At 54.8% G+C, this 18847-nt stretch carries 18 protein-coding genes; all 18 read right to left on the reverse strand.

All coding sequences use genetic code 11. The annotated features are described in order from the left end of the window. Positions 1–30: 30 nt before the first annotated feature. Genes WC515_07280 through WC515_07365 form a run of 18 tightly spaced genes read right to left on the reverse strand, consistent with a single transcriptional unit; the run spans position 31 to position 18839 of the window. A complete protein-coding gene (locus WC515_07280; GenBank protein MFA5147158.1) occupies positions 31–1440 on the reverse strand; it encodes a sulfotransferase in 1410 nt (469 codons plus the stop codon). Next, entirely contained in the window at positions 1437–1949 is a 513-nt protein-coding gene (locus tag WC515_07285) for a WbuC family cupin fold metalloprotein (GenBank protein MFA5147159.1), read from the reverse strand. The genes WC515_07280 and WC515_07285 overlap by 4 nt, the downstream gene beginning before the upstream one ends. Next, positions 1936–3039 carry a DegT/DnrJ/EryC1/StrS family aminotransferase gene (locus tag WC515_07290; GenBank protein ID MFA5147160.1) on the reverse strand — a complete coding sequence of 368 codons (1104 nt, stop codon included), beginning with the start codon at positions 3037–3039 and terminating at the stop codon, positions 1936–1938. The genes WC515_07285 and WC515_07290 overlap by 14 nt, the downstream gene beginning before the upstream one ends. Further along, positions 3036–3725, reverse strand: coding sequence for a class I SAM-dependent methyltransferase (locus WC515_07295; protein MFA5147161.1), 690 nt, complete (start codon positions 3723–3725; stop codon positions 3036–3038). The genes WC515_07290 and WC515_07295 overlap by 4 nt, the downstream gene beginning before the upstream one ends. A gap of 22 nt (positions 3726–3747) precedes the next feature. Continuing rightward, the gene (locus WC515_07300) at positions 3748–4419 is read right to left on the reverse strand and encodes a class I SAM-dependent methyltransferase (protein MFA5147162.1); all 672 of its coding nucleotides are present in this window, start codon (positions 4417–4419) and stop codon (positions 3748–3750) included. 25 nt (positions 4420–4444) lie between these two features. Further along, a complete protein-coding gene (locus tag WC515_07305) occupies positions 4445–5572 on the reverse strand; it encodes a radical SAM protein (protein ID MFA5147163.1) in 1128 nt (375 codons plus the stop codon). Beyond that, complete coding sequence (locus WC515_07310; GenBank protein MFA5147164.1) at positions 5550–6212, reverse strand: class I SAM-dependent methyltransferase; 663 nt, start codon at positions 6210–6212, stop codon at positions 5550–5552. Before WC515_07310 ends, WC515_07305 begins: the two co-directional genes overlap by 23 nt. Before the next feature lie 2 nt (positions 6213–6214). After that, positions 6215–7141 (reverse strand): transketolase C-terminal domain-containing protein, encoded by a 927-nt coding sequence (locus tag WC515_07315; protein MFA5147165.1) that lies wholly within the window; start codon positions 7139–7141, stop codon positions 6215–6217. Beyond that, a complete protein-coding gene (locus WC515_07320; protein ID MFA5147166.1) occupies positions 7138–7983 on the reverse strand; it encodes a transketolase in 846 nt (281 codons plus the stop codon). Before WC515_07320 ends, WC515_07315 begins: the two co-directional genes overlap by 4 nt. Further along, on the reverse strand, positions 7980–8984 hold the full coding sequence (locus WC515_07325) for an NAD-dependent epimerase/dehydratase family protein (protein MFA5147167.1): 1005 nt from the start codon (positions 8982–8984) through the stop codon (positions 7980–7982). Before WC515_07325 ends, WC515_07320 begins: the two co-directional genes overlap by 4 nt. Before the next feature lie 4 nt (positions 8985–8988). Next, entirely contained in the window at positions 8989–9963 is a 975-nt protein-coding gene (locus WC515_07330) for a glycosyltransferase family 9 protein (protein ID MFA5147168.1), read from the reverse strand. A gap of 4 nt (positions 9964–9967) precedes the next feature. Next, positions 9968–10852, reverse strand: a complete 885-nt coding sequence (locus WC515_07335) for a radical SAM protein (protein MFA5147169.1) — start codon at positions 10850–10852, stop codon at positions 9968–9970. A 56-nt stretch (positions 10853–10908) separates the two neighbouring features. Beyond that, the gene (locus tag WC515_07340; protein ID MFA5147170.1) at positions 10909–12066 is read right to left on the reverse strand and encodes a GNAT family N-acetyltransferase; all 1158 of its coding nucleotides are present in this window, start codon (positions 12064–12066) and stop codon (positions 10909–10911) included. Further along, on the reverse strand, positions 12056–12922 hold the full coding sequence (locus WC515_07345) for a polysaccharide deacetylase family protein (protein MFA5147171.1): 867 nt from the start codon (positions 12920–12922) through the stop codon (positions 12056–12058). The genes WC515_07340 and WC515_07345 overlap by 11 nt, the downstream gene beginning before the upstream one ends. Further along, positions 12919–14091, reverse strand: a complete 1173-nt coding sequence (locus WC515_07350) for a glycosyltransferase (GenBank protein ID MFA5147172.1) — start codon at positions 14089–14091, stop codon at positions 12919–12921. The genes WC515_07345 and WC515_07350 overlap by 4 nt, the downstream gene beginning before the upstream one ends. Beyond that, positions 14091–15083, reverse strand: a complete 993-nt coding sequence (locus WC515_07355; protein MFA5147173.1) for a glycosyltransferase — start codon at positions 15081–15083, stop codon at positions 14091–14093. The genes WC515_07350 and WC515_07355 overlap by 1 nt, the downstream gene beginning before the upstream one ends. Then, positions 15067–16941 (reverse strand): asparagine synthase (glutamine-hydrolyzing), encoded by a 1875-nt coding sequence (gene asnB, locus WC515_07360; protein ID MFA5147174.1) that lies wholly within the window; start codon positions 16939–16941, stop codon positions 15067–15069. The genes WC515_07355 and asnB overlap by 17 nt, the downstream gene beginning before the upstream one ends. A gap of 2 nt (positions 16942–16943) precedes the next feature. Next, a complete protein-coding gene (locus tag WC515_07365) occupies positions 16944–18839 on the reverse strand; it encodes a heparinase II/III-family protein (GenBank protein ID MFA5147175.1) in 1896 nt (631 codons plus the stop codon). Between the last annotated feature and the right edge of the window lie 8 nt (positions 18840–18847).

Raw genomic sequence — 18847 nt, forward strand, 5'->3', positions numbered from 1 at the left:
GCCTCTTCTCCGCCTTTCGCTGTATATGCATCACCCGATAAGGGGCGGTAAAAAATTACTGCCCGACCGCCTTCTGTACAATGCCCTGTAATATATGCCCCACCGTTTAAATACCAGGACGGGCAGCGCGAATATCGACACCCAGAAACGGCAGTAACGGCATATCACATAAAGTATCCGGGACGGCACCTTCTCGTACCATCTCTCTTTCCACAGATCGAACCTCTCATATGTCCATTTATAATAGTACGCGGCATTCTGGGTGTAGTCCTTACGGCTTGCCTTATCCTTCCCCTCGCGGTATGCGGCGCGCAGGAAGCGGATGTGCGAGACGGGGTTAAGATAAAAGATAAGGTCGCGCATCTCTATGCCCGAAGGCCGGAGGATCGCCAGGGAGAGCAGCATCCGGTTCCATACGGAATCGTTCCTGTAATATAGCGGGTCGTAACCATATTTAAGGCACAGGTCTAAGGATATCCCCTCGAATACGAATATCTCTATCTTCGGATGGATCTTCTGCCAATCCTTAGACAGGACCCTCTTATATGTGCCTGTGACGGCCGGCATATTATATATCTCGTGACCCCACCACGGCTTTCCGTCGAAAGTCGTCGTGAGCATCGAATCCGAAAACCCTATGTCCAGCACCCGGGAGACGCTCTTCATCACGCCCTCCAGTTTCAGCGCCAGGTCCTCGTGCCTTATAAAATATATGCGCCCCGGTTTCGCCACCGACTTCAGCTCGCGCATCCTGTCGAAGACGTGCCTGTTCAGATTATATGACGCATCGGCCCTGTATATCATGCAGTCCGTTTCGTTAAGTTTCACCCTGTCCACTTTCAGCAGGAGGTCATGGATACGGTGTATCTTGGACCTGGGGTCCCGGACCATCCCCAGGATGACGGCATCCGGAAAGTCGGCCATGAACTCTTTCAGGTACTCGTAAACATGATGGTGCCACAGGAGGACCGATTTTTTCGATATATCCTCGCCCTTGCAGAGCGCATAGGCATAATGGACCGCGAGGAAGAATGTCCTGCGTTCCACCTTCTGCCCCGCGAGCATATAGGCAAGATAAGACCTGAAGGCCGTTTCGTCGATCTCTATATGCTCGTCCTTGTTCTCACCCAGCGTCTCCAGGCCGCTCAGGCCCGGTATCCTCCGCGAGTCGATCACGGAGGCGTGCTTGACGCAAAACTTCTCTATTATGGCTTTCCACGTCCAGTCGGCGGCAAGCTCTTTTTTCCATGTGTCCCAGTGCGGGTAGAAATAGAGCATGGGATAGGCGGGTATATTGTACAGGGCCGGATGGCCGTCCAGGTAACTCTGGAAGAGCTTGGACCCTCCGTCATTGGCTGATATGAGACAGACCGGCCTCGGCACCATGAAATCGGTAAATCGTGGCGCTACCATCTGTCTCCTGGTCCTATCTGTGATCATCTGCGTTCTCTCTGTGATAATCTGCGTAAAAACGCGTTTATCCCTTCGGCATCCCCATAATCCGGCGACCACGGCGCAAGTTCGCTCTCGTTCCTTATAAAAGGTCCGCGCGTTGTCTCATGTACTATGACAAATTCCGTGTTCGGCACCACCGTATGCCAGAGCTCATCGGCCATCCTGTAAAAGAACGTCAGGCCGCTTCCTGCGGGCCCCATCTCCACTCTCCTCATAACCTTACCCCGCCTGTCGAAGAGGGCTACGGTCATCCTGCCTTCGATGACGTGGAACGATTCGCTCTTATCGCTATGCCTGTGCGGCCTCGCATAGGACCCCTTGCAGAAGGCGATCACCATCTCGTGCACCTTATCGGCGTGGTCCTTATGCAGGCAGAGGCGCGCCCTCTTCAGGTCCGACTTAGCGGCCTCTTTCTTCAGGCGGCGGATATCTTCATCTCTGATCTCTATTATCCCGCTTTTACAGAATGTTACCGGCCCCTTACCTGCCTTCATCGAAAAATCTCCTGATAGCCCGGGCCACATATATGACATCGCTATCTTTCATCTTCTCGTGGCACGGTATACACAATACCTCTTTGACGAGCCGTTTGGCGTTAGGGACACGGCTCTTAACCGCATACCGGAATGCCGGTTGTCCGCACATGAGATACGGGTGCTGTATCTTCGTCTCTATCCCGCAGGATGCAAGGAACGACCTGAGCGCATCCCTCTTCCCGGTCCTTATCGTATATGTATAGTAGACGTCCCTTTCGCCGGATCTCTCTTTCGGCAGGTCCACCACACCTTTCAATAGATGAGCGTACCGGGCCGCTATATTGCGCCTCCGCCGTATCACATCATTCACCCCGGGCAGGCGCTTTAGCAGTATCGCCGCCTGTATCGTGTCCAGCCGCCCGTTGAGGGACGATTCTATGCATCTCTCTTTATTGACCGTACCGTTATAGCGCAGTATGATGAGCCGCTCATAGATATCTTTCCGGTCGGTGACCACTATACCTGCCTCGCCGCATGCGGCGAAGACCTTCATCGGATTCAAGCTGAAACAGCCGGCGTCGCCGAATGAACCCGCCATACGGCCGCGATAAAGGGCGCCGAATGCCTGCGAGGCATCTTCTATTATGAGGAGACCGTGCCGTTTCGCTATCTTCAAAAGCCATGGCATATCGCAGACCTTGCCGGTGTAATGTACGGGCATGATCGCCTTCGTCCGGGACGTGATCAATTTTTCTACGCTGTCCGGGTCTATATTGAGATCGTCCCGTATGTCCGCGAATACTGCCCTTGCGCCTGTCAGGGCGACGGCATTGGCTGTAGCTATCCAGGAGAGCGCCGTCGTTATCACTTCATCCCCGGGCCCTATCCCTAAACTCTTCAGCGTCAGGAAGAGCGCGTCCGTGCCTGAATTGACGCCTACGGCATACTTCCGGCCGCAACGGGATGCGATCTTCCGCTCGAGCGTCTCCACTTCAGGGCCGTTTATGATACGGCCGTGGAAGAGCACACCCCTGACTGCGCCGATGATCTCTTTTCGGTCCCTTGCACTTTCCACCCTGAGGTCCAGGAAAGGTATCTTTCTATTCATGGGACGAGTCCTATGACAAAGTAGTACCAGGCCATCTTCGGGAAGCCGGTATGGACCATCTCGTCGTTCATGGAGAATGCGAGCGTCCTCCCGAAATAGTTCTCGACCAGGTCCGTGAGCTCCTTCTGGTCATAGCACTTCACATGGGATGCCCTGCTCACCGCGCTCTGGAACTTATATGAGTATATGCTCGGGGTCCCGATTATGGCCATGCCCGTCGGCTTCAGATGTCCGGCCATCTTGGATATCAGCCGTTTTGCCTGGGGTGCGGTCATATGTTCTATAACGTCCATGGCGACGACCACGTCATACTTGCCGGACGGACTATAGTCGAAGAAGTCCTCCTTCAGGAATGTCACGTTCTTACGCCGGTTTATCTTCCGCGCCGCCTTGAGCTCGTACTCCTTCAGCTCGAGGCCGGTGACCTTGGCGCTATGCTGCCCGAGGAATATCGTCCCGAGACCGGAACCGCACCCTACCTCAAGGACCGTATCGGTCTTCTTGATGAGCCGGGCGACGAACTTATAACGCGCCAGGCGGATCAGGAATTGGAGAAGGTTATCATGGACGAAGTGGCCGTACTCCTGGGAGAGCGTGACCTCCGGATAATCCTCGTACTCCTCCACCACGAGCCGCTCAAAGAGTTTCGCCTTCTTATTGTACTTGTCTATGTCTATCTTGCCCACGGGGTCACTCCCTTCCTTTCCTTTAATATATTTGCGGAGTCCGCGTCATCCAGTGGACGAACCTGTTGGCATCGTCCTTCTCTGCCTTCCTGTAGAGATACATCATGAGCTCATAGGGTCTCGTATCGTTCCTCAATACGACCCTGCGCGTCAGGGTGTAGCAGAAGTCCAGCAAACGCGCGGGGTCTACGTACAATTTGTCCTTGTCCTGATAGTCGACCCTTCCGGAGAAGACGTCGAACGCAAGGGCGCCTCTCGTCAAAGAGAACATCTTCTTCACCATAGCCTGCATATACTCTACAGGATCACCGTTAGTGGGCCGCAACTGGACCGTGGCGGCGCAAAAGACATAATCGTATTGTTCATCAAAACGTTCCGTCAGGATGTCCTTACACAGGAAGTTGTCTTTCGGCAACCTCTTTTGAGACGCCTTTATCATGTCCGGGTTGATGTCTATACCCGTATATTTTCCCTTCCACCCGTAGCTCCTGAGGTAGTCGCAAAGGAACCCCAGGCCGCACCCAACATCGAGGAGAGAGCTCTCCTTTGCCATCGGCTCTATGTCCGCCAGGAGGGCATACCTGTCCGTCTGCTGCCTGTCGGACCTGTATACGAGCGCCTCCTTCGTCGGACCGTACTCTTTCAGGCGGCCGGAATAGTAGGTGTTCATCTCCCGCTTACTTTTTTCGTCCATGGGCTTCTTCCTTTCATCTCTTTTTTTATACAAAAGCAAGGTGCTCGTTATCCGCGTCGAGATATTCCAATATCATCTTATTCTTTTCGTTCGCGACACAGTGGTGGTTGCAGTGGATAGACGGGTTTATCTTAAAGAACGCGTTCTTATCCGAGAACCAGAAATCCCTGAACCGGCAATCTCTTATGGAACCGATAAGACCCTCTTCCAGGTTGTACGCCTTGTCCTGGCACGGGTATATGTTAAGGTCTGCCCCTATCACCGGCAGTATCTGGAGATACGGGCACCATGTATGGGCTTTCCTGAACTTTTCATCGAGCTCATGGTACGAGTCGTTTATCTCAAAAGTCCCGTCCGCAAGGTCGCCCGCCGCCTTCCTAATCTCCTCTTTGACCTTATCGAATATCGGCCTGTGATATAAGTTATTCTCGGCGCCGTCATTACTCGTTATGCACGGGGAGGCCTTCACGCTGTCGACGCCTATATCTTTCAAGAGCTTCATAAATCCGTAGAGATGGCCTGCGTTCGTCTTATCGATTATTATGCTCACGCCCAGATAGCATCCGCCTCCGAGCTTCTTGAATCCCTTCATATTCTTTATCACTTTTGCGAATTCGCCTTCAGGGACGCCCCTATACGAAGAATAACTTTTGTCATCCCACCCGTCCATGGATACCCTGAGCCATGTGCCTCTCGAGGAGAATACCTCGGCCGTCTCCCCCGTCAGCCGGGAACCGTTCGTTAAGGCGGCGAACTTTACGGCTGTCCCGGATATCTTCTTTACCGCCTTGAGGAGGTACGGGTAGCAGAACGGGTCCCCTCCGCCCGAGAAGGTGACCGCCTTCACACCCATCCCGGCTATGTCGTCGATCATCTCCATCATCTTTGCTTCCGGTATGTGGTCCGTCTTGACCATATCCTTCCCGAGCTGAAGATCATCGGCCCTATACGCGCAGTAACTGCAGTTATGGCCGCAGACGTTCGTCGGCTTTATCCTTATATGAAGGGGCGCCATTATCTTATCCGCGCTCAAGGGAAGAGAATCGAGCTTATCCTTGAAGTGGAATATCTTCGTGCGCGTGTAGAGGAGCCCCTTCTTCCGCGCGCGCTTCCCTTTACTCGCCTTTTCCTTATTCAAAGTATATGAACTCATAGTCCCCGCTGTATCCGGATCTGTCGAATAACCATACCCACGATGCCGGACTGAAAAACGCCTCGCACGTCAATGCCCAGCACTGCAGGTTGAACAGCTCCGCTTCGTTCCTGTAGCTCTCAACGGCTACGTATTTATCCCTGCCTACCCTCTCGATCTCCTTCAGGGCCGGCGCCAGATCCTTCACCTGCAGGTTGTGAAGGGTCGTTATCGATATCACAAGGTCAAACTCCTTATCCTTGAACGGGTATAGCTCTTCGGCCCTGTGGACGAATAGCTCGCCCCTTATCTCCTCTTTTGCATTCTCTATCGCGTATCTGGATATGTCGAATCCGGCGATCCTGGAACCGGGGAGGAGCCGTTTGAGCTCATAGAGCAGAAAACCCTTGCCGCATCCGACGTCGAGGATCTTCGCGTCCTTCTGGAGACGATAGTGCTTTATCATCTCCTCTGCCACCGCCTTCCACCTGCCGTCGTACCTGTAGCCGCCGTACCCGTATCGCCTGTCGCCGTCCCAGTAATCCTTGCCGTACTCTTTGGCGACCTTCATGCAATGGACCTTATCGTCGGTCATCCTGCCGACATAATCCCTCTTCGTCTTCTTATGTAACGGCGTTATGAAATTCACCGGTTTTCCCATATTCACCGCCCCAGTAGTTTCTTCGCCGCGCGTACGATATCCGTCTTTGAGAGGCCATTCATCTCTTTCATCTCCTGATATGTCCCGTATCCGGATGGGAATACCCCTTCCAGTCCCAGCCGTTTAAATTTAAAGGAAGGGTCTTTCCCCTCTTCCAATACGGTCTCCGCCACTATACTACCGAGGCCGCCGAGTATCGTATGCTCCTCTACGGTCAGTATCGCACCCGTCTCGGCCGCCGCTTTGAGGATGATCGCCTTATCGATCGGCTTTACGGTATGTATATTTATCACCCTGGCGGAGATACCGCCTCTCTTCAATTCTTCCGCTGCCTGAAGGACATCATGTACTATACCGCCTGTAGCGATGATGGCTATATCGTCCCCGTCCCTCAGCGTGACCCCCCGGCCCGGTTTGAAACCATATGCCTTATCATATATCTTTGGCGTGCCTCCTGTGGCAAGGCGTATATATACAGGCCCGTCTATCCCGGCTGCCGCAGAGGTCACTTCCCTGGCCTCAATAGGATCGGCCGGAGAGAATATCGTCATCTCCGGGAGGGACCGCATGATAGATATATCCTTCGTCGCCTGATGCGTTGGGCCCAGCGTGCTGTATACAAAACCGACGCCTATCCCGACCAGCTTCACGTTCATCTTCTGGAGGCAGACGTCATTCCTTATCTGCTCAAAAGCCCTCATTGTGAGGAAGCAGGCGATGGTGTACGCGAACGGTATCTTCCCACATGCGGCCAGGCCTGCGGCGACGCTCACCATATTCGCCTCCGAGATACCGAAGTTCAAAAATTGGCCGGGCAGCTCCTCCCTGTACCTGTCATAGACGATCGCGCCGTTGTCCGCCACAAGGGAGAGTATCCGCTTATCCTTTTTAGCCAGTTCGTAAAGAGCGGCCACGTATGCGTTCCTCATTGCCGGGGCCCCTCAAGCGTATCCATCTCAAGCTCTCTGCATATCATCTCGGTCTCTTTCCTGTCGGGCAGGCGGAAGTGCCAGATCGGCACGTTCTCCATGAAGGAGACACCCTTACCCTTTACCGTATGCGCTATTACCAGATTCGGCTTTCCCCTGACGAACGGCACTGACGCGAACGTCTTTCGGAGTTCAGGTATATTATGTCCGTCCACTTCTTTCACCGCCCAACCGAAGGCCTTCCACTTATCGGCCAGGGGCTCGAGCGATATTATATTCTCTATCCTGTCCATCGCCTGCAGTTTATTGTAATCGATGATGACGGTAAGGTTATCGAGCTTATGCTGCGGCGCGAATAACGCCGCCTCCCATACCGATCCCTCCTGGCATTCCCCGTCGCCCAGTAGTACAAATACCCTGTAATCCTTCTTATCCATCTTCGCCGCGAGCGCCATCCCCATCCCGAACGGGAAGCCGTGTCCCAGGGCCCCGGTAGATGCCTCGACCCCGGGCACCTTGTGCATATCGGGGTGTCCCCCCAGGATGGTGCCGCGCCTTCCGAATGTATCGAGATGGCTCTTATCAAAAAATCCGCTGTCCGCAAGGACCGCGTATAGCGCAACGCCTGCATGGCCTTTGCTCAGTATGAACCTGTCCCTCGCGGGGTCCTTCGGCCTTTTAGTATCTATCTTCAGGATGCCGTTATAAAGGACCGTGAGTATCTCTACTATCGAAAGCGAGGCGGGTATGTGGCCGCCGCCGCCTTTACAGATCGTCTTTATTATGACCTGCCTGATATCCCTTGCCCTGGTCCTGAGGTCCGCCGTATTCATCGTTCTCATTTAAGTTTTATCGCCTGCATCGTCTTTATATTATAGTAACGTATATCGGTCATCGGCTCGGGTATCCTGCCGTCGGCGAACGCCTCCTTCAGGTCCGTTATCGCGTCTTTTATCGTGCGGCGCGCGGAGAAACCGAGCTCGCGCATTATCTTCTCGGAAGATATGTGATAGGACCTGTTATCGTCGGTCGGCTCCGTCACTATCTCAAGCTTTTCGTCCTTTACGACATTCGTGACTATCCTGGCTATATCCTTCACCTTCTGGTTCTCGAACCCCGCGTTGAATACCTTGCCGGCGATCTTCTCTTTGGGATATTCGAGCGTCTTCACATACAGGTCGGTGACATCGTCGATATGTATATTGGGCCTCTTCTGTTCTCCGCCGAATACGGTGATCCTCCTTTTGTTGACGGCATGGTTGGTCAGTATATTCACCGTGAGGTCGAGCCGCTGGCGCGGAGAATAGCCGCAGACGGTCGCCGGGCGCAGGACGAGGACGGTGAAGCCGCTGTCATGCGCCTTCAGGAGGTACTCCTCGCACATCGCCTTATATTTCGAATAGTCGGTCAAAGGTTCAAGGGGCAGGTCTTCCGTCACGTTCTCCTGGGCCTTTACCCCGTAAACGCTGGAAGACGACGCGAAGACGAACCTCTTGACCAAAGCTTTCTTGGCGGAATCTATAAGAGCCAGTGTTGCATCATAATTTATGCTCTTCCCGAGCGCCGGGTCCAGCTCAAAGCTCGGGTCATTAGATATGCACGCCAGGTGTATCACGGCGTCGCAGCCGGCGAGCGCCTTTTCGACGAGCCCCCTGTCCCGTATATCGCCCTTTATCTCTTCAAGGTTCGGGTTATCCCCGACCGCCTTCAGGACGTCTTTCCCGTAAATATAGAGGTCCAGCACCCTGACGTGATACCCCCTGTCGAGGAGCTTGGGGACCAGCACCGCCCCCACGTAACCTGCGCCTCCCGTGACCAGGACGTTCTTTATGATCTCTCTCATGGCTTCATCTTCCCGCAGGGCTCGGCTCGAGCGCCTTACCCATTATCTTGTCTATCTCCTTCATGACCGTCTCCGGCTTTATAAGCTCCATACAATTCTCTTTATAATGGATGCACTTATTGACACGGCACGGGAACTCTTCGCACTTCAGGTCTTCCGGATGCACTATGGAGCCCAGGCCGTACAGGTAATTTTCCCCGTGCGGGGTGGGACCGAATAATGCGACCGTCGGCTTCTTCAGGGCGATGGCTACGTGCATCCCGAAAGAGTCGTTCGTAACTACAAGCCTGCAGGAGCTTATCCATTCGAAGTACTTTTCGATGCTCTCCAGTCCCTGCTGCCACGATACGGTATATCTTTTGCCTATGATCGCCTCCAGCTTCTTCCAGGCGTCCATCGGCCATGCCTTGAGAGGCCACTTGTTGCCGACCTCATAGTTGAAACCTATATCGTACTTATTCTTCGACCTGGGCTTATACCCAAGGATGTACTCTTCGCCGTCCCATTTTGCGCCTACCATCTCGAAGAGCCCCTCCTGCCAGTAGGCCGCCGCCTCTTTCTTCTTCTCCGCGTTCCGGCATATATCGAGCACGCTGTGCGACCCGTCATAGGCCTCGGCGTCCCCCGTCTTGGCGTCGAACCTGAACCCGTAACGCCTCCACGCGTTTATCGAATCGGCCAGGGCGCACAGCCCCGGGACCTTCTCCAGGTTGACCACGGTGTCGAAGCTCTCCGACTGTATCTGGAGCACGGAACTTATATTGTATATGAGGATCCTGTCTATGTGCGGATTGCCCTTCAGTATGGGGTACGCCTTCTCGTCCACGAGCCACGTGACGTGGTTATCTTTGTACAGGTTCAGGATCACCGTGGACCTCAGGACGTCGCCGTAACTCGTGACGTTCGATATCTCCGGGGCGAGCGTCTCCGAATACCCCACCTTGATGATCAATACCTTATGTTTCTTCTGCTGCACCATCTTTTCACCTCTTCGTTTTGGAGAACTGTATGTCCACAGACGTGTAACCGTACTCCTGATTGTGGTTCGTCTTTACCTTTACGTCGCATTCGCTGCACAGGCCGTAATTGTCGCAACCGAGATGCCCGGCCGGGAAGGCGAACTCCGGGTCCATGATATTGCCCAGCGCCGAGGCCCGGCGGTTAAAATAGAGGTCCGAGTGGCAGCGGTATATATTCCCGTCCGGGGCTATCGGGACTACCGTATTCCTGCAAAATACCTTCTTCCCCTTACGCGTGCCTGCCGAGGCATCGGGGTAGAGGAAAGTGCCGTATACTTTTCCCTCCCAGTTCCCGAGAAATTCCTTAGGCCTGACCTCGACGCCGAACCTCTCCGCATACTCTCGTATAGAAGCTATCTCTTCCGTGCAGGAAGGATCGGTCAGGTAATATAGCCCGATCTTCAATATCGTCTTCAGCTCGGCGATGCGCCCGATCAGCTCCTTATAGTCGTTCTGCCCCTTATGATAGCTCACCCTTATGGTCGGATACGGGGCAGGGCGCCTGTTCCACTCGAGCGTCTTAAGCTCCTCGAATCTTTTCTTATCCAGAAAACCCGGTAGCGCGGTCAGCACATCCATCTTGTGGCGGACGCCTTCGAGTATCTGCCATATCCCATCGTACAGGAACGGCTCTCCCCCCTGAAGCGTTATCGGGATGCCTTCCGGCAATTCGAGCCGGTTCAGGGCCCCTATCCACTCACCGGGGCCAAGGGTCCGTATCGCGTTCTTCCCGAATGGAGAACCGTGGTGCTTCGTGATACAGTAAGGGCAAGACAGGTGGCACCTGTCCGTGAGATAGACGCCCACATAATCATAATCTTTAGGTATAGTTATAGGTTTCATGTTCATTGTTATAATAATCTGTATATTATATGGTATATACCGCCATTTTTCAACCCGCGTCTCTAGCGCGAGGCGCCGGAGAGGTCCATGTCACTGTCGGCAAAGGTCAGGAACCAGTTCTCCTTCCTGCCGGCCAGGTCCATATCTATGCCGCATTCCGCGTTCTCCACTATGAGACGCGGCTTGGAAGGCACCCCGATAAAACCGGACCTAATGAGCGCCTTTTCGAAATTTCTGTGCATCATATTGCACCATATCATCCCTATATCCGGCCTATCCCTGTAATGGTCTATGGCAAAACCCAATAGAGCCATGACCGTATCGGGATCCGAGGCCCCTGCAAAGAGATCGGATATGACACCCACCTTAAGGCCGCGATATTCCCCGTCACGCAGGACTATGTATCCTCTGGTCCTGCCCGTATCGGCCGAGGCTGCCTTGAATATCCCGTAACGCCGGTACGGCTGGTCCACGAACCGCCAGTTCAGATTGGCCATGTCCCTCTTAACGATGACAGGAAAACCGTGTGACACTTCATCCCACAGGCGGTCGAACGATTCATCAAAACGGTCTATCCCGGTTATGGTAATATCTTTCCTGTATCCGCGAACGGCTCTCCATATAACTGACGGCGCGCGAAGGACGCGCACGATCACGGGAGGAAAGACCGCCAGGAACCGGGCAAGGGCCCTGTTCCGCACCTTGAGACGCAGGATATCTTCCCACCTATTGACGGATATATACAAAGGTATCCGGCCCACATCGATGAAACCCATCTTCCTGAATAACCCGTATGAGCTTTCGTTCAACCCGGCGGCCAGGAATATAGCCCCGTTCTCTTTTATATCCCGCATAAGCACCCTGGCCATAAAGGTCCCTATGCCCATATTGCGTACCGTCTGAAGGACTATCATGTCCCTTCCCCAGACGACCGGATAACACCGGTCTTTACATTTCAGTGCGGCCGGGATGATGCCGAGATGGCCGACTATCTTCCCGTCTCGCCTATCCCTGCATAACCAGGCTGTCCTTGCGTCTTTTGCGTTCGGATTTTCGGCGGCGAACCATCTCCAGCGTTTCGTGACCTCATCGCCGTCTTCGAAGTCGGCGGCGTTAAAACGGCCGGCGTACGCGCTTTTGAGAAAATCGAGGACATCGCCGCCGACGTCCGGACCCGCCGGCTCCACCTTATACCTCTTCACCGTCATATCACTCCCCACGCCGCCCTCCGTCGAAGTGGTATCTCTTGGCGCCAAAGCGCTGGTACAGCGCGTACCAGTCATAGGCGCCGGCGAGGTGCTTCGCAAATTCATCTCTCGTATCGAGCCATGAGATGCGGTTCCTGCGCATCAGGAACGGGTCCAGGCCCACGGAGTTACTGCCAAAGATCGCCGTATATGCCCCGGAGAACCCTGCTGCCTTCACCTTCTCTATTACGCCTTTGTTGTAGCTCCCGACGTGGCCGAAGGGATAGGCGAAGAGCCCGGGGGCCTCGCCCAATATATCTGCCAGGCGCTTCCTGGAGCCCGTTATCTCCTCTTCCAGCCGGGCTTCGTCGAGCTGCGTAAGCGCCCTGTGGGTCATGCCGTGGCACCCGAAATCTATTATGCCGGAACGCTTCATATCTTTAACCTCGGAAATGGATAATGCGCGTTCGTCGGCGGACCTGTCACGCAGAAAATCGGCAGTGAGAAAGACGGTTGCGGGAAAATTGTATTTTTTCAGCACCGGGAACGCATTCGTGTAGTTGTCCCTGTACCCGTCGTCGAACGTTATCACTACGGCGCGGGGCGGCATGGTCTTTCCCAGCGTAAGATAGCGGACCGCCTCTCCGGCGCTTATCACATTATATTTATGGTCGGTAAGATATCCCATCTGCCAATCGAAGGCCTCTTTTGAGATCGTCTCTTCGGCCCATTCGTTATCGACGGGCCTGGCGGTGACCGAATGGTAGACGAATGCCCTGAACCCGGCCCCGCTGCCGGCCGCAACCTTCTTCGGGTTATAGAAGAGGTCGCCGATAGAGATCCGCCAGCGTTTCTTCAGGGGTACATCCTTCAGGTCCTTAGCTATCATCGCATCGCCCCCTCTATTACGGCCGACAGTCTCTCCATATAACCGTCGAGAGAATGGCGGGCGGCCGTCTCCATCGCCTTCTCTCTCAGGGAACCTTTGCCTGAGGCCGAGAGAAAATAGTCGATGTGCTTCAAAAATTCCTCTTTCCCCCCGGCGATCTTTATGACATCGCCGTAATCTTTAAGGTCCGGCAGTGAAGTCGATACGACCGGCACGCCGCATGCTATATACTCATAAAATTTGTTGGGCGAGACCTCATCCATAAAGCTGTTCACTTTGTAAGGGATTATCCCGACGTCCATGCCTTTCAGGAGGCCCGGGACGGTCTGAGGCTCCCTGTATCCGAGGAATACCGCATTGGGCATACCGTTCAACTTTTTAAAGCTCCTCGCCTTCCCGGTGACCGGTCCTATGAATATGAACGACCATTCTCTCCGCGCGTCGACCAGGTACTCCAAAAGGTCCGTATCGTAGAACGCGTCGTCGAAATATCCCACTATCCCGATCCTGGGACGGCTGTTGTCCGGGAGGAGCGGGCTCCGGCCGGAGGCGCCGGCGCCGTCGGGGGCGGAGTACCTTGCCTCTACCGCCGACGGTAGATAGAACGTCTTTTTACCGATCGACTCGAACCTCTTCAGGAGCGAACGCGTCTGAGCCACGACGAGATCGGCCGCCCCGGTCAAGGCGCTCTCCATATCCATAACGGTGCGCCGTCTCAGTGCATTATTCTTCTCGGCCGGATAATTTGCCGCGCAATGATATACGGTGAAAGATCTGTCCAATCCGTTCACGAAATCTATGGCATAAGGCACGAACGCCCAGAGGATGACATCCCTGGCGGAGGCGCCGGCCAGGGCCGTCCTTATATCCGCGGCTATCGTACGCTGGTTAATGACATTTACGGCTCGCGCGTAGTTATTGAACGGCAAACCCGGCCGCGGGTGATAGATGGTAAGGTTATCGCTCACCTTCTCGAAGACGCCCCGCCCTTTCGAGCTGTAATCTATGTATGAGGCACCGCGCAGCCAGCAGTGCGCGAACGAGGGCTGATATTCTATGTAGATGACTTTGTTCGTCCTGGCAAAGGCGGTCATCGCCCGCTGCGTTATACCCCAGTTGCGGCCCCAGTTCGTGCCGGAATAACATACGATCGTCTTGCCGCTAAGCATTATCGTCTATCCTTATGTATTTCCGCATAAAGGTCCGCCAGTTCCTCCCGTTCGGCCTCCTGGAAGAGGCCGTTAGCCCGGCGCATGGCATGGCCGGAGATGAGGTCCCGGAAAAATAATGCCAGGAGCCCTTTCACCACGAACGTGAATTCTTCCGTGAAAGGGATACCCGACCTTTTGAACGACATGATGAAGTCGCGCATCCTCCGGCCCCGGCCGTCCTTAAGTTTCGAACGGAATATCATCTGTTTCTTCAGGTGGTACTTGCGGCATTCCCGGCTCATGAGGTCCTTATTCTTTTCGTATACCATGGCATAGTTATCGAGCGTCCGCTCCGTCCAATCGCTTATATTGGCGGTATGCCACCTGTAGACACATAAAAATTCGGGCACGACGCCTATCCTGTATATGCGGGCGACACGTATCCAGAAATCCCAGTCGTGGCAGCTCGAAAGGTCTTCGCTCAGGTATCCGACCTTCCCGAATATCGATGAGCGCACCATCGCGAACGAGAAACTTCCCATAAAATTGTCCCAGAGCATGTCGTCGAAAGATATCGCCTCCTGTTTCCTCACCTTCACCGTGCGGCCGTCCTTTTTGATGATAAAATAGCATGAGACCGCGGCGATATCCGGGTGCGCCCTGAAGAAATCGACCTGGGCATTAAGCTTGCCCGGCATCCATTCGTCATCGTCGTCCAGGAAGGCGATGTACTCACCCGACGCCTTTCTTATGCCTGTGTTCCTGGACGCCGCGCCGCCCCCCGGCTTTTCGTTCCTTATATATACGAGCCCCGGGACCTTCTCCCTTAAGGCCATGACCGACCCTGCGGTATCATCATCCGATGCGTCATCGACCACTATGAGCTCTATCTTCTTATAGGTCTGTGCCAGCACGCTCTCTATCGCCCTTTCCAGAAAAGAAGACCTGTTCCTGGTCGGTATGATCACCGAGACGAGCGGGGAACCGTTGCCTTTAACTGCGCTGTCCAATTCTCTCTCCTCTGAAGACATCTTTGTACCACATTTCGAATATTGCCAGGTTGTAAACGAATTGCCTGTGGCCGGCAGCCTGTCTGCTCTCCCTTACCATCGTCCTTATCTTATCCGCGCGGAAGACCTCTTCCGTCACCTGAGACATATCATCTTCGAAGACGCCCGCCTCGGACAATATGTTATTGGAAAGCCAGAAGAATACCGGTCCGCCGAACCCCGCCTTCGGCCTGTCGAGGACGCTCTCAGGCAGTACGCCGGACAGGGCTTTCCTCATGGACCCCTTCAGCCGTCCGCCCTCCAATTTTAAACGCGAAGGTATCGAGGCCATAAGTTCCACTATCCTGTGGTCCAGAAGCGGCACCCTGCCCTCCACGGAATGGGCCATCGTCATCTTATCCAGGAGGAAGAGCAGGTCATCGACGAGATACGTCTTCAGGTCAAATCTCATCAATCGCTCCGCGCGCGGCATGGAGACGAGCGAATCGAAACGATCCCCCATCGTCCCTTCGAATGCGTCGAGCAGGTCTTCGAACGACGCCTTCTCTCTCAGGAGACCGTCCATCTGCACGGCGGACATGCTGCCTATGTGCGAGAGATAACCGAGCGACCCTTTCCCGGATCTGAGCGCAGACGACAGGCGCATGGGCCTGTGTAAAAAAGAGATTGCGGCGTCCCTTATCGGCCTTGCCGTATCTTTCATCGCCTGTCCCGGTCCGCCCGTAAGATACCTGGGGTACCCGCCAAATACCTCGTCGCCGCCGGTCCCGTTCAGTATGACCTTTACGCCGGCCTCGCGCGCAAGTTCCGAAAGGAGGAACGTCGGTATGGCCGCTGAATCGCCTATAGGCTCATCCATGTGCCGGATGACGCGCCCGAGGTTTCTCTTGACCACATCCGGAGTCACGAATAGTTCGGAGTGTCTTGTATCGAAGAGGCGCGCCACCTCTCCGGCATACGGCCTTTCATCTATATAATGGCCCTCGTACCCGACCGCGAAAGTCCTCAGGGCGTCACGGTCACCGATGCGCGAGATCATCGCCACGACTGTGCTCGAATCTATACCGCCGCTAAGGAACGTGCCCACGGGGACATCGCTCCTGAGCTGGATCTTTACGGCATCCGAAAGCATGCCGACGATCTTTTCGCCGAGCCCCTTTTCGTCCACGGCGCCGTCGGGCGGTATATCGCCTATGTCCCAGTAAGACCTCTGGACGGTCTTCCCGTTCCGGCCTATCTTCATATACGTAGCCGGTTCAAATCTGCGGACACCCTTTATCATGGAGAGCGGGTGCGGCACATAAAGGAGCAGCATATAGAGCAGGTAGCTTGTGCGGTCTATCTCCTTTTCGAACGGGAGCGTCATGAGCGACTTAAGCTCGGACGAAAAAGAGAAGAACGCCCCGTTCCTTATATAGTAAAGCGGCTTTATGCCCAGCCGGTCGACCGCGACGAACAGTTCCTTTTCCCTCGAGTCCCATATCGAGAAGGCGAACATCCCGTTAAGCCGCTCAAGGCACCGCGGGCCCATATCCTCGTAAAGGTGGACTATCGTCTCGACATCCGTCTTCGTGGTAAATACGTGCCCCTTCGACTTCAGCTCGCTCCTCAGTTCCACGTAGTTATATATCTCGCCGTTACAGACGATCCAGTAGCGCCTGTCTTCGCTGGCGATCGGCTGGTGGCCGCCTTCGATATCCAGTATAGACAACCTGCGGATAGAGATGCCGGCGCTGCCGTCCAGATGATAGCCTTCGTCATCGGGTCCCCGGTGTATCATGGCCGCATTCATAGGCGAAAGCTCTTCCCTGATCGCCGGCCTGCCGTCCAGGTGCATTATACCGCTGATCCCGCACATATCTATTTACCCTCGAAAGTGAGACGATACTCTGCCAGATAAGGCAGAGATGACCTCTCCTCTATCACGACCGTATCTATAGCCTTCCTGGCCCCGTATCCCGGGAAGTACCAGCCGGCCGGCCCGGGGGCGTCCTTGCCGGAGATCTTTCTTATGCCCCTCTCCTCTGCCGCATCCGACGACCGCATCCGCACTATGCCTCTGTCGTCCATGAGCGCAAGATCGAGAGGGGCAGCTCCGGCCGCGCGCCCTGCCGTCTCTATCCCGTCCGCTATATGAAAAAATGTTGTGACGGTGTGGATGCCCGAACCCCGGACCGAATCCTTTATCACAAGCGCCTTATCGGTGAGACGGAATTCCCTTGAGGCGACGATGGACGGGTCTATCCTGCAGAACCCGGTATGTGACATCTTAAGTATATTTTCATCGCCTTCTCTCCTGTATTCGACATCCGACCTGGCGTTCTTGTACCCAGCGGGATATATAGTACGCGGCACAGGATACGGCTCAAGACCGTCTACCATATATGTATTGTGCGAAGCGGCGCTCTTCCCGTAAAGGCCGAGCGGCTCATCCTTATAACTGAACCGCCCCGCATCCGTAAAGACCTTCCGTCCTTTCCAGTATAATACGAAGGAGAGGAGATCGTTGTGGAGATGGGAAAAGGCGGGCAGGGTCCCGTAAGGACAGACATAGGACAGGAGGACGATATCCCCGGATCCTATCCTGAACCATCCGCTATCATGAAATATCCTCGCCCCCTCTTCGGGTTCGGCCGACCGTACGGGATGTGCCCATTCCGCATCGGCCTGCCACAGCCCGTTCCATCCCGTGGCCAGGTCGGCCTTCTGTACGGCAGGCGCATACATCCTCAATGCGGGCCGGGAAAGGCATATCTTCTCGAGCCAGCGCGGCGGGAAGTCGGGCGAGACGTCGCCGATGAGCGGCAGGTCTTCGGATCTTTGCGAATTCTCATCAACGATGAAGAACCACGCTGCGCGTATCATCGCTTCGGCCGTCGGCCTTAACCGTTCGGCAAACTCATCGTCTCCTGAGCGGCCCGCCGCCCAAAGCACTTCGAGATATGTCCTCAATAAGAGCACGTGATAGCTCGAAGACCCCTCTCTCAGGAAACCGGACTGCGTTATCATACGCGGCGTCTCTTCGATAAATATGCGCCGGCCCATATCGGCTCCTTCTCTCCAGCCGGATATCGCGCCGAGGATATAGAGCGCCCTCGCGTCGTTTAAAATATGGTTATTGGTAAGGGTCCCCTTAAATTCCAGGCGGGCCAGGAGGAAACGGCCCATCTCCATGATATCATCCTCAAGGAGGCCGAGCTCTTCCGGTAAGGCGGGAGGCAAACCGCGCTGGCTATACAGGAACAAGATGCAGTTCACTATGCGCTCGGCCACGGAATAACTCTCCCACGCAGGGCTCTCTTTGCGATGGCCCATCTTAAGGGACCAGTCTCTCATGACTTCCACGCCGAAGGTCTTCATGCCTGAGGACGGCTTTTCCGCTCCGAGCATAAGGAGCCATCCCCACCTGTTCAGGGCGAAAGTATCTTCCTCGTCGTCGAAACGTTCCGACCAGTCGGGGACACCTCCGTAAAAGGCGGTGTGTGTGGCAAGCTCGGCCGGGACAGGAAATGCGAACGGCGTTTCAGCCGTCCCCGGCTGACACAGGCCCGGCTGAGAGGCGAAGATGCTCAAGAAGCCTTTATCATAAGATATGCCGCGCCCACCTTCTGGGACCTTTATATATATGGCCCCATCACCCTTCGTCTCCCGAAATACCTTATGGCATACGGTCCCGATCAGATGGGAAGCGGCGCCCGCAAAAAAGGCGGGCGATGCCAGGTGCTTCACGAAATTACGGTCTTCTAAAGATATCATTCTTCCCT

The organism is Candidatus Omnitrophota bacterium (assembly GCA_041650805.1).
Classification (GTDB): domain Bacteria; phylum Omnitrophota; class Gorgyraeia; order 2-01-FULL-45-10; family 2-01-FULL-45-10; genus JBAZKM01.

Excerpts from the sequence above, each read along its gene's own strand:
- asnB (MFA5147174.1), bottom strand. The coding sequence starts at position 16,941 with ATGTGCGGGATCAGCGGTATAATGCACCTGGACGGCAGGCCGGCGATC.
- WC515_07310 (MFA5147164.1), bottom strand. The coding sequence starts at position 6,212 with ATGGGAAAACCGGTGAATTTCATAACGCCGTTACATAAGAAGACGAAG.
- WC515_07280 (MFA5147158.1), bottom strand. The coding sequence starts at position 1,440 with ATGATCACAGATAGGACCAGGAGACAGATGGTAGCGCCACGATTTACC.
- WC515_07290 (MFA5147160.1), bottom strand. The coding sequence starts at position 3,039 with ATGAATAGAAAGATACCTTTCCTGGACCTCAGGGTGGAAAGTGCAAGG.
- WC515_07300 (MFA5147162.1), bottom strand. The coding sequence starts at position 4,419 with ATGGACGAAAAAAGTAAGCGGGAGATGAACACCTACTATTCCGGCCGC.
- WC515_07365 (MFA5147175.1), bottom strand. The coding sequence starts at position 18,839 with ATGATATCTTTAGAAGACCGTAATTTCGTGAAGCACCTGGCATCGCCC.
- WC515_07315 (MFA5147165.1), bottom strand. The coding sequence starts at position 7,141 with ATGAGGAACGCATACGTGGCCGCTCTTTACGAACTGGCTAAAAAGGAT.
- WC515_07285 (MFA5147159.1), bottom strand. The coding sequence starts at position 1,949 with ATGAAGGCAGGTAAGGGGCCGGTAACATTCTGTAAAAGCGGGATAATA.
- WC515_07345 (MFA5147171.1), bottom strand. The coding sequence starts at position 12,922 with ATGATAGCTAAGGACCTGAAGGATGTACCCCTGAAGAAACGCTGGCGG.
- WC515_07325 (MFA5147167.1), bottom strand. The coding sequence starts at position 8,984 with ATGAGAGAGATCATAAAGAACGTCCTGGTCACGGGAGGCGCAGGTTAC.
- WC515_07305 (MFA5147163.1), bottom strand. The coding sequence starts at position 5,572 with ATGAGTTCATATACTTTGAATAAGGAAAAGGCGAGTAAAGGGAAGCGC.
- WC515_07320 (MFA5147166.1), bottom strand. The coding sequence starts at position 7,983 with ATGAGAACGATGAATACGGCGGACCTCAGGACCAGGGCAAGGGATATC.
- WC515_07350 (MFA5147172.1), bottom strand. The coding sequence starts at position 14,091 with ATGCTTAGCGGCAAGACGATCGTATGTTATTCCGGCACGAACTGGGGC.
- WC515_07330 (MFA5147168.1), bottom strand. The coding sequence starts at position 9,963 with ATGGTGCAGCAGAAGAAACATAAGGTATTGATCATCAAGGTGGGGTAT.
- WC515_07335 (MFA5147169.1), bottom strand. The coding sequence starts at position 10,852 with ATGAACATGAAACCTATAACTATACCTAAAGATTATGATTATGTGGGC.